Origin of the sequence: Reyranella soli (assembly GCF_007992495.1) — a bacterium.
Lineage (GTDB): Bacteria > Pseudomonadota > Alphaproteobacteria > Reyranellales > Reyranellaceae > Reyranella > Reyranella soli.
This window is the reverse complement of record NZ_BKAJ01000247.1, coordinates 1-10,230: the sequence shown is the minus strand read 5'-3', so window position 1 is coordinate 10,230 and position 10,230 is coordinate 1. Positions and strand designations below refer to the sequence as shown.

Annotated in this window: 13 protein-coding genes; 11 read left to right on the top strand and 2 right to left on the bottom strand. The window is 67.3% G+C overall.

The window, feature by feature from the left end:
- The 6 genes from RSO01_RS44145 to dinB form a co-directional block, all read left to right on the top strand.
- Positions 1 to 785, top strand: a 785-nt coding sequence (locus tag RSO01_RS44145; protein ID WP_147156997.1) for an ABC transporter permease, incomplete at its 5' end; no start/stop codon positions are given.
- The gene (locus RSO01_RS44140; protein WP_147156995.1) at positions 778 to 1,557 is read left to right on the top strand and encodes an ABC transporter ATP-binding protein; all 780 of its coding nucleotides are present in this window, start codon (positions 778 to 780) and stop codon (positions 1,555 to 1,557) included. The genes RSO01_RS44145 and RSO01_RS44140, both read left to right, overlap by 8 nt.
- Positions 1,558 to 1,682: 125 nt before the next feature.
- On the top strand, positions 1,683 to 2,384 hold the full coding sequence (locus RSO01_RS44135; protein ID WP_147156993.1) for a CoA transferase subunit A: 702 nt from the start codon (positions 1,683 to 1,685) through the stop codon (positions 2,382 to 2,384).
- 12 nt (positions 2,385 to 2,396) lie between these two features.
- On the top strand, positions 2,397 to 3,062 hold the full coding sequence (locus tag RSO01_RS44130; RefSeq protein WP_147156991.1) for a CoA transferase subunit B: 666 nt from the start codon (positions 2,397 to 2,399) through the stop codon (positions 3,060 to 3,062).
- Between the two features lie 10 nt (positions 3,063 to 3,072).
- The gene (locus RSO01_RS44125) at positions 3,073 to 3,507 is read left to right on the top strand and encodes an SRPBCC domain-containing protein (RefSeq protein ID WP_147156989.1); all 435 of its coding nucleotides are present in this window, start codon (positions 3,073 to 3,075) and stop codon (positions 3,505 to 3,507) included.
- 58 nt (positions 3,508 to 3,565) lie between these two features.
- Positions 3,566 to 4,813 (top strand): DNA polymerase IV, encoded by a 1,248-nt coding sequence (dinB, locus tag RSO01_RS44120; RefSeq protein ID WP_147156987.1) that lies wholly within the window; start codon positions 3,566 to 3,568, stop codon positions 4,811 to 4,813.
- Between the two features lie 3 nt (positions 4,814 to 4,816).
- Here dinB and RSO01_RS44115 read toward each other — a convergent pair whose 3' ends face one another.
- Positions 4,817 to 5,521, bottom strand: a complete 705-nt coding sequence (locus RSO01_RS44115) for a hypothetical protein (protein WP_147156985.1) — start codon at positions 5,519 to 5,521, stop codon at positions 4,817 to 4,819.
- A gap of 108 nt (positions 5,522 to 5,629) precedes the next feature.
- On the opposite strand from RSO01_RS44115, the gene RSO01_RS44110 reads away from it, so the two are divergent.
- The 5 genes from RSO01_RS44110 (at position 5,630) to RSO01_RS44090 (ending at position 9,146) form a co-directional block, all read left to right on the top strand.
- Positions 5,630 to 6,130, top strand: coding sequence for a thermonuclease family protein (locus tag RSO01_RS44110; RefSeq protein ID WP_147156983.1), 501 nt, complete (start codon positions 5,630 to 5,632; stop codon positions 6,128 to 6,130).
- 91 nt (positions 6,131 to 6,221) lie between these two features.
- The gene (locus RSO01_RS44105) at positions 6,222 to 7,205 is read left to right on the top strand and encodes an asparaginase (protein WP_246159225.1); all 984 of its coding nucleotides are present in this window, start codon (positions 6,222 to 6,224) and stop codon (positions 7,203 to 7,205) included.
- 13 nt (positions 7,206 to 7,218) lie between these two features.
- Positions 7,219 to 8,226, top strand: coding sequence for an Ldh family oxidoreductase (locus tag RSO01_RS44100; protein WP_147156979.1), 1,008 nt, complete (start codon positions 7,219 to 7,221; stop codon positions 8,224 to 8,226).
- Positions 8,227 to 8,229: 3 nt separating this feature from the next.
- Positions 8,230 to 8,664 carry a DUF6152 family protein gene (locus RSO01_RS44095; protein ID WP_373867998.1) on the top strand — a complete coding sequence of 145 codons (435 nt, stop codon included), beginning with the start codon at positions 8,230 to 8,232 and terminating at the stop codon, positions 8,662 to 8,664.
- Positions 8,665 to 8,675: 11 nt separating this feature from the next.
- Complete coding sequence (locus RSO01_RS44090) at positions 8,676 to 9,146, top strand: DUF6644 family protein (protein WP_147156978.1); 471 nt, start codon at positions 8,676 to 8,678, stop codon at positions 9,144 to 9,146.
- Between the two features lies 1 nt (position 9,147).
- Here the strand turns inward: RSO01_RS44090 and RSO01_RS44085 are convergent, their stop codons facing one another.
- Positions 9,148 to 10,128, bottom strand: coding sequence for a Bug family tripartite tricarboxylate transporter substrate binding protein (locus tag RSO01_RS44085; protein WP_147156976.1), 981 nt, complete (start codon positions 10,126 to 10,128; stop codon positions 9,148 to 9,150).
- Between the last annotated feature and the right edge of the window lie 102 nt (positions 10,129 to 10,230).

The following is a 10,230-nucleotide window of genomic DNA, read 5'->3' as shown; positions in this document are numbered from 1 at the left end:
GGCGGCGCGCCAAGCCGGTCGTGCTGGCGCTGATCGTGCCGCTGCTGCTGCTTGCCTTCTGGCAGGTCGCGACGACACAGCAATGGACCAAGCTGATCCCCACGCCCTACGAAGTCGCCGAGTACATGGTCGACTTCGCCGTGGGCGGCATCTACGACGACGCCTATTCGGCCACGCTCACCACCCACCTGCTGGCGTCGATGAGCCGCGTCTATGGCGGCTTCGCGCTGGCCGCCCTGTTCGCCCTGCCGATCGGCATGATGGTGGGCCGCATGCCGACGGCGCGCATGCTGCTCGATCCCTTCCTGCAGGTGATGCGGCCGATCCCCGTCACTGCCTGGCTGCCCTTGTCGATGATCCTGTTCGGGCTGGGCGCCAAGTCGGCTTTCGCCTTGGTCTGTCTCGGCGCTTTCTATCCCATCCTGCTCAACACCATCTTCGGCGTGCGATCCGTCGATCCTAAGCTGTTCGAGGCCGCCTCGATGCTGGGCTGCCGCGGCAACGCCCAGTTCTACAAGGTGGTGCTGCCGGCCGCCGCGCCCTCGATCTTCACCGGACTCCGCCTCGGGCTGGGGCTCGCCTGGTTCGTGATCGTAGTCGGCGAGATGACCGGCGTGCCGCAGGGCCTGGGCGCTGTCATCATGGATGCCCGCACGCTGTCGCGCACCGACCTCGTGATCTGCGGCATGATCGTGATCGGGCTGGCGGGCTACATCTCCGACCGCATCGTCGTCAGCATCGGCAATCGCCTGCTGCGCTGGAGCCCGAGCCACAACAATGGCTGAAGCCTCGATCCCGATCATCCAGATCAACCGCGTCTTCAAGCAGTTCCGGCTGCAGGAGCAGACGATCCATGCGCTGTCCGACGCCTCGCTCGCCATCGCCAAGGGCGAGTTCGTCTGCCTGATCGGCGCCTCGGGCTGCGGCAAGTCGACGTTGCTCAGGATCATGGCGGGCTTCGAGCAGCCGTCGGCCGGCCACGCATTGATGTGGGACAAGTCGATCGAGGGACCTGACCCCTCGCGCGGCATGGTGTTCCAGGACTACGCGTTGTTCCCCTGGCTGTCGGTGCGCGACAATATCGGCTTCGGCCCGAGTTCGCGCGGGCTCGGCCGCGGCGAGGTCAAGGACACCGTCGACAAGTTCATCGAGCTGGTCGGCCTGCAGAAGTTCGCCACCGCCTATCCGCATCAGCTCTCGGGCGGCATGAAGCAGCGCGTGGCGATCGCCCGCGTGCTGGCCAACGACGCCGAGCTGGTGCTGATGGACGAGCCGTTCGGCGCGCTCGACGCCATGACCCGCGAGCGCCTGCAGGACGAGCTTCTGGACATCTGGCAGCGCACGAAGCTCACCGTCGTGTTCGTGACGCACTCGATCGAGGAGGCGATCTTCCTCGCGGACCGCGTGGTGGTGATGACACCCGGGCCGGGCCGCATCGAAAGCGACAACCAGCTCGACCTGCCGCGGCCGAGGGACGTCGCCAGCCCCGAATTCAACGCCATCCGACGCGTGCTGGGCGCCAAGCTGCACAGCCATCACGCCAAGAAGGCGGCCTGACGGAGCGCGGACCTCCAGATCCGCTTCATGAGTCATGAGCGGACCTGGAAGTCCGCGCTCCGGCAAGAGAGGTTGCCCATGGCCCCTCTGCCGCCGTATGACGGCGGGGTACGAAGGATGGTGGTATGGCGAACAAGGTCTACAAGGATGCCAAGTCGGCGCTCGAGGGCGTGCTGCACGACGGCATGATGGTGATGTGCGGCGGCTTCGGCCTGGTCGGCATTCCCGACAAGCTGATCCACGCCGTGCGCGATTCGGGCGTCAAGAATCTGACTTGTGTCAGCAACAATGCCGGCATCGACGGCGAGGGGCTGGGCCTGCTGCTCGAGACCGGGCAGGTCAAGAAGATGATCAGCTCCTACGTCGGCGAGAACAAGACCTTCGCCAAGCTGTACCTGGAAGGAAAGCTCGAGATCGAGTTCAACCCGCAGGGCACCTTGGCCGAACGCTGCCGCGCCGGCGGCGCGGGCATCCCGGCCTTCTACACCAAGACCGGCGTCGGCACCGAGGTCGCCAAGGGCAAGGAGACCAAGGTGTTCGACGGCCATGAATACGTCATGGAGCGCGGCCTGTTCGGTGATCTCGCGCTGGTGAAGGCGTGGAAGGGCGACGCGGCGGGCAACCTCGTCTATCGCAAGGCCGCGCGTAACTTCAATCCGATGATGGCGACGGCGGCGAAACTCTGCGTCGCCGAGGTCGAGGAGCTGGTGCCGGTCGGCGCCATCGATCCCGACCATGTCCACACGCCCGGCATCTTCGTGAAGCGCATCATCTGCGGTGCGCCCTACGAGAAGAAGATCGAGCAACGCACCATCCGCAAGGCTTAGGAGACGACGACCATGGCCTGGACCCGCGAACAGATGGCGGCGCGCGCCGCCAAGGAACTGAAGGACGGCTTCTACGTCAATCTCGGCATCGGCATCCCGACGCTGGTCTCCAACTATGTGCCGGAGGATGTCGACATCACGCTGCAGAGCGAGAACGGCATGATGGGCGTCGGCCCCTTCCCGCTCGACAATGAGGTCGATCCCGACATCATCAACGCCGGCAAGCAGACCGTGACCGAGCTCAAGGGCACGTCGTACTTCTCGTCAGCCGACAGCTTCGGCATGATCCGCGGCGGCCACATCGATCTTTCCATCCTGGGCGCCATGGAAGTGGCCGAGAACGGCGACCTCGCCAACTGGATGATCCCGGGCAAGATGGTGAAGGGCATGGGCGGCGCCATGGACCTCGTGGCCGGCGTGCGCAAGGTGATCGTCACCATGGAGCACGTCTCCAAGGACGGCGCCTCGAAGCTCCTCAAGGAATGCAGCCTGCCGCTCACCGGCAAGCGCGTCGTCGACATGGTGATCTCCGAACTCGGCGTCTTCGCCATCGACAAGACGGGCGACGGCGGCGTGACGCTGGTCGAGCTCGCCGACGGCGTCACGGTCGACGAGGCCAAGGCCAAGACCAAGGCCAAGCTCTCGATCGGACCCGGCGTGAAGGAAAAGGCCGCCTGACGGTCCGGAAATGACGCGGCGCATTGCGACCGCGATCGATATCGACGCGCCGGCCGCGATGGTCTGGCGCGTGCTCGTGGACTTCCCGTCCTATCCCGAATGGAATCCGTTCATCCGCCGCATCGCCGGCGAGGCGAAGGTCGGCGCCAGGCTCGAGGTGGCCGTGCAACCGGTCAACCGCAAGCCAATGACGTTCCGACCGACGGTGCGCGTCGCCGAGCCCGATCATGAATTGCGTTGGCTCGGTCGCGTCCTGCTGCCCGGTATCTTCGACGGCGAGCATGCCTTCATCATCGAGCCGCGATCGGGCGGCTGCCATCTGCGCCATGAGGAGACGTTCAGCGGCCTGCTGGTGCCCGCCTTCGGCGCCATGCTCGGCGACACGGCACGCTCTTTTGCCGAGCTCAACGCTGCGCTGAAGCGGCGGGTCGAGGCCACCACCTGATACTTGACAGACTGTGCAAATTGTTCTCTTTTTGTTCTTCCGTTGCCACGAGAGTGGAATGGAAACCGCCGCTACCATCCTTCACGCCGACCTGGACGCTTTCTACGCCTCGGTCGAGCAGCTGCTCGATCCGTCGCTGCGCGGCAAGCCGATCGCGGTCGGCGGTGGCGTGGTGCTGGCGGCGTCCTATGAGGCCAAGGCGTTCGGCGTGAAGGGCGGCATGCCGGGACGGCGCGCACGCGAGCTCTGCCCTCAGCTCATCTTCGTCGGCGGTCACTTCAAGGAGTATTCGCGGCTCGGCGACGCCGCGATGAAAGTCCTGGACGACTTCACCCCCCTGGTCGAGCGCATCTCGATCGACGAGGCCTTCGCCGACGTCGTGGGCTGCACGCATCTCTTCGGCTCGCCGGCGGAGATCGCCCGGAAGATCCGCCAGCGCGTGAAGAGCGAGCTCGGGCTGCCGATCTCGGTCGGCGTGGCGCGCACCAAGCACCTGGCCAAGATCGCCTCGCAGGTCGCCAAGCCCGACGGGCTGGTCGTGGTCGATCCCGACAAGGAACTGGCGTTCCTGCACGGCCTGCCGGTCGACCTGATGTGGGGCGTGGGTCCGGTCACGCGCCAACGGCTGGCCGAGCGCGGCGTCACGACCATCGGCGAGCTCGCCAACACCTCGCCGCACGCGCTCGACCGCCTGCTGGGCCCGGCGGCAGGCGAGAAGCTTTTGGCGCTGGCGTGGAACCGCGATCCGCGCGAGATCCGCACGCACCATCGCGCGCAGTCAGCCGGCGCCCAGTCGGCGCTGGGCCGCAAGCCCGCCACCGCCCACGTCTATCGGCCGGCGCTCGCCCATCTTGCCGACCGCATCGGCACGCGGCTGCGCGCCAAGTCGCTGGCCGGGCGCACCGTGACGGTGCGCGTGCGCTTCGCCGACCTGCGCAGTGTCACGCGTTCGCTCACGCTCGATGCGCCGATCGCGGCGACGGCCAGCCTGACGGAGATCGCCGAGGAGCTGGTGCGCGCCGCGCTGGCGGATCACCCGCAGGAGAAGCACATCTCTCTGGTCGCGATCTCGGTGTCGCATCTGGAGAAGCATCCCAGGCTGCAGCTGGAATTCTCACTCGGTGCGAGGCACGAGGAGCGCCGTGCCGGCACGCGGCGGGGCCTGGCGCGTCATTCGGCTGACCGCGCCGTCGACCGCATCCGCGATCGCTTCGGCTGGGCGTCGATCGCCTACGGTTCGGTGGCTTTCGGGCCTTTCCGCTCCGTTCCCGACGAGTTCCGCGAGCTCGCCGAGAAGGAGTTGTGACTTCTATCGGCGCTGCCGTTCCACGGCGTAGTTGCCGTCGCCATTTCGCTCGACCTTGATCTCCCGACGCCCCTCGGGGTGGAGGGTGAGCGCCTGCAGGATCGGCTTGGCGCCCTCCTCGCCCGACGATCGGACCTCCACCGTCATGTCCAGACCGGCCGGCAGACGCTTGAGGCTGATATGCGGCGCCAGGGCTGAGATGACTTCGGCGATGGTGTCCGCCGCGAAGCCACGCTTCTTCAACGCGCTTCCGATCGTCTCTCCCTTGCCGAGCTGTACCGCCATCTCGAATGAACCGTCATTCGCCGCACTGGCTGTGTCGGCGGGCGGCGCACTGGAAGGCATGCGAGCGCCACCGGACGGATCGAACGGCGATACCCGCTCTATCAGCGATTCCCGACTCCAGGGCGGCTCGGCAACGGCAGCATCGACCGCGCGCCGGGCCAATTCGCCATACAGATCCACGGGCACCGGCTGCGGAGCCGGCGCGGCAGTCACGGGTGGTGCGGCCTGGGACACCACAGGTGCAGCCGGTGGCTTGTCAGTCCACTGGTAGGCTGCCCAGCCGGCAGCCGCGACAAGCGCGAGACCGACGCCCAGGATGCCGAGCTTGCGACCCGCGCTGCCGGGAGCCGCCGGCGGCCGAATCTGCACGAAGGTTGGCGGTCGCGGCGGTGCATCGGAATCGCAGGAAATTGCGTCAGCCATTCTTGCATCCTCTAACCCTCAGCGTGCCAATGCTCAACGACATCGTGTTGAAATCTCTCCGCGGCAAGTCCTTCCGCAACAAGCCGGGGCGTGCAAAATAGCGCATTCATGTGGCGCCTCATTTTGCTTACCTGTTTGTGGTCGTTTGCCGCGGTCGCGCAGACTGACGACGACACGACCGTCAGGCCGGCTGCGAAGCCGAGGTTTCAGGTCGTCGATGGCAATACGGTGCGGTTCGCATCCCAGTTCGTGCGCCTCTTCGCGATCGAAGCGCCCGCTAAGGGACAGACATGCGACGATGGCCAGTGGCACCCAGCACCGCTCGCCAAGAAGGCGCTCGAGGAGTTCATCGCGGGCCGCCCGGTGACCTGCAAGCAGGTCGATGTCGACAGCCGCAACAGCCGTCCGATGGCGCAGTGCTTTGCCGGCGACGACGACCTGCAGGCGATGATGGTCTCGGCAGGCTGGGCGTGGGCGGTCGGGCCGTATCGCGATCGATACGCCCCTGAAGAACTCGAGGCGGCGGTCCGCAAAGCGGGCGTGCACGGCCATCGCTGCATTCCGCCGTCGGAGAAACGCGCGCAGCCGCGCGACCGAAACGGCCAGTAGAGCGCGCTCAATCGTTGCTTCACGGCATTGTTCTTGCGTCGGTGAAGCTCTTTCACAGGAGCCTCCTCTGAGCAACGCAAGCCGGCCCAAAGTGGCCTTCATCGGTACCGGCGGCACCATCTCCTCGCTGGGCGTCCATCCGCTCGAGCTGCAGGATTACGTCATCCACAACAACCGCATGCATGCGAGCGCCATCGTCGACCGCTTCCCGGTGGTGAACGAGATCGCCGAGGTGATCCCGGTCGATTTCCGCAACGTGATCAGCCCCGAAATCTACTTCCCCGAATGGCGCGACCTCGCCGTCCTCTGCCATCGCTTGGCGGCCGAGCATGCCGACCTCGCCGGCATCGTCATCGGCCATGGCACGGCGACACTGGAAGAAACCGCGTGGTTCCTGAACCTGGTCCTCAAGGTCGACATTCCGGTGGTCGTGATCGGCGCGCAGCGCCCGGCCTCCGGCCTGTCGACCGATGCGGCGATCAACCTGGTGAACGGCGTGCGCACGGCGGCCGATCCGGCGAGCCGCGGCCGCGGCGTGCTGGTGCTGCTGAACGACGAGATCCAGGCGGCGCGTGAGGTCACCAAGACCTCGAACTGGCGCATGCAGACCTTCCGGACACCCGACTTCGGCGTGCTGGGGCACGCCGACGCCGACCGCATCGCCTACTACCGCAAGCCCGAGCGGCGCCACATGCCCGATACCGAGTTCGACGTCGCCGACTTCGACGCTCTGCCGCGCGTCGATATCGCCTATGCCTATGCCGGGTCGGACGGCAGCGCGATGCGTGCCTTCATCGCCGCCGGCGCCAAGGGCCTGGTGTCGGCCGGCTTCGCGCCGGGCATGGCGCCCGCCGCCGATCTCGCGGCGATGGCCGAGGCCGTGCGCCAGGGCATCGTCGTGGTGCAAAGCTCGCGCGCCGGCTCGGGCCGCATCTATCGCAGCAAGAAGCTTGCGGACGCCGGCGTGCTGGCGGCCGACAACCTCAACCCGCAGAAGGCGCGGCTGCTGCTGGCTCTCGCGCTCACCCGCACATCGGACCCCGTGGAGGTTGCCCGCATCTTCGCGACGTACTGATACACTGCGCGGCATGAAGATCGCCGTCGCGGATCTGCAGTCGCTGGTCGAACAGGTGCTGGCGCGTCACGGCGTGGCGTCGGCGCGGGCACCGCTGCTCGCGGCCACCATCGTCGCAGCGGAGCGTGACGGCAGCCGCAGCCACGGCCTGCAGCGGCTGGCCGGATACGTCAGCAGTCTCTCGAGCGGCTGGGTCGACGGCGCGGCCGAGCCCGTGGTGCATGAAGCCGGACCGGGCCTCCTGAAGGTCGACGCGCGCAACGGTTTCGCCCAGGTAGCGCTGGCCGAGGCGGCGCCGCGACTGCGCGCCATGGCGGACCGCCAGGGCTCGGCGATCATGACGACGGCCGACGGGCATCACTTCGCGGCGCTCTGGCCCGACATCGAGCCGCTGGCGGTGGACGGCTACATCGCCCTCACCATGGTCAATACCCGCGCCAGCATGGTCGTGTGGCAGGGCACGCACAAGGTATTGGGCACCAACCCGATGGCCTTCGCCTGCCCGCGCAGATCGCGGCCGCCGGTCGTCTGGGACCAGGCATCGAGCGTGATGTCGCAAGGCGACGTGTTGCTGGCCTCGGCGGCCAGGCGCCCGCTGCCGGAAGGCGTGGGCGTCGATGGCGACGGCCAGGCCACCACCGATCCCGACGCCGTGCTGCGAGACGGCGCCCTGGTGCCGTTCGGCGGCGTCAAGGGCGGATCGCTCGCCTTCATGATCGAGGTGCTGGCGACCCTGGGCGGCGCGCGCTTCGGCTTCGAGGACCGGTCGGCAACGATCCCGGGTGCGGTGACCTCGAACGCGGGGCAGTTCCTGCTGCTGATCGACCCGCGGCGCTTCGGCGACAGCTTCCTCGACCGCATCGAGCAACTGATCGAGCAGTTGCGCGAGGCCGGGACCGGACGCCTGCCCGGCGACCTGCGCTACGAGCGCCGACGCATCGCCGAGCGTGACGGCCTGGAACTCTCGCCGGAGATGCACGACTACCTGCTGACCGCATCGATCGCCTCGACAAGGCGCTAGGACATGACGATCATTGCAGCTGCTTCCGCCAGGGAGGACCTGATGCACATCCGATTGAGCCGTCGTCGCGCGCTTCTGTTCGGTACCGCCGGTGCCGCTGCGGCAACCAGCCTGCCGGCGCTCGCCCATCACGGCTGGAACTGGGCCGAGGACCAGCAGAGCGAGCTTTCGGGCATCGTCAAGTCGGTGTCGATGGCGCCGCCGCATCCGTCGCTGCAGGTGACGGCGACCGACGGCAAGCAGTGGCTGATCGATCTCGCCAATCCCAACCAGACCGAGCGGGCGGGCTTCACCGCCGCATCGGCCAAGCCAGGCGACGCCGTCGTCGTGCTGGGCAACCGCTCGAAGGACAAGAGCCAGCTCTGGATGAAGGCGGTGCGCATCACCGTCGCCGGCAAGACCTACGATCTCTATCCCGAGCGCATCAAGACGAACTGAGCGCGCGCCAGATGACGCTCGTCGACTGGATCGGCGCCTGGCCGGGCGCCGTCCTGCTGCAGCGCTCGGGCACGATCTATCTGTTCGTCAATGCCGCGCACATCGCGAGCATCGGACTGCTGATCGGCGGCATCCTGCCGCTCGACCTGCGATTGGCTGGGCTCATTCGCGGCGTGCCGCTGGCGGTGATCGCGCCCTTCCTGGCGCGCAGCGCGGCGATCGGACTTGGCCTCGCGATCGTCACCGGGCTGTGGCTGTTCTCGGTGAAGCCGCGCGAGTATCTCGCGAACACCGCGTTCCTGTGGAAGATGGCGCTGCTCGCCCTAGCCCTCCTCAACATCGCCGTGCAGCACCGCAACCGGCATTTTCGCCTCGCCCTCGACGGCGGGACGGTCCATCCGAGCGTCCGCCTCGTCGCCGGCTGCTCGGCAATCCTCTGGCTCTCGGTGCTGGTCGCCGGCCGCTGGGTCGGCTTCCTCTAGATCAGGTGCCCGGCTTCGTTCCCGTGGCCTTCACCACCTCGGCCCAGGTCGCCATGTCCTTGGCCATGAAGTCGGCGAATTCGGCCGGAGTCATCGGCGCCGCCAAGGTCGCGCGCTCCTCGAACTGGCGCAGCACCGCGGGATCGCGCATCAAGGCCACGAGATCGGCATTCACCTTGTTGACGATCTCGTCCGGCGTCCTGGCCGGCGCCACCAGGCCGGACCAGCCGGCCGAATCGTAGCCGGGCACGGTGTCGCCGATCGGCGGCACGTTGTCGAGCAACGGCGCGCGACGCGCCGTCGTGACACCCAGCGCCTTGATGCGGCCGTCGCGGATGGCGCCGAGCGACGAGGCAGTGCTGTCCATCATCAGCTTGACGTGACCGCCCAGCAGATCGGCCATCGCCGGGCCGGAGCCCTTGTAGGGGATGTGCACGATGTCGAGCTTCGCCTGCAGCTTGAACAGCTCCATGCTGAGATGCTGCGCCGTGCCGGGACCGGCCGAGGCATAGGAATGCTTGCCCGGCTCCTTACGCGCGAGCTCGATCAGCTCGGCCACCGTGCTGGCGGGGAAGCTGGGATGGGCCACGATCACCAATGGTCCGCGGATGATGTTGGTGACCGGCTTGAAGTCGACCAGCGGCTTGTACGGCAGGTCGGGATAGAGGCTGGGATTGACGCCGAACGTGCCCGAGGTGGCGATCAGGAAGGTGTAGCCGTCGGGCGCCGCCGTCTTGCCGGCCTCGACGCCGGGAATGCCGCCGCCGCCACCCTTGTTGTCGACCACGACCTGCTGCTTCCAGACGTCGGTCAATTTCTCGGCCATCAGGCGAGCGAAGATGTCCGCCGCCTGGCCGGGCGGGAACGGCACGATGAAGCGCACAGGCTTCGACGGCCACGGCGCCTGCGCTCGCGCGCCTGTTGCGATGAAGGGCGAGGCCAAACCCAGCGCCACGGCGTGGCGCCGTGTGATCACTTTCATGTTTCCTCCCGATGTTGTCTTGGACAGGAGGCTAGCATGTCTTCTCAAAAAGAAACGGCCGGGCTGAGCCCGGCCGTCCCTGAAGTCTGAGGCTTCGGATCG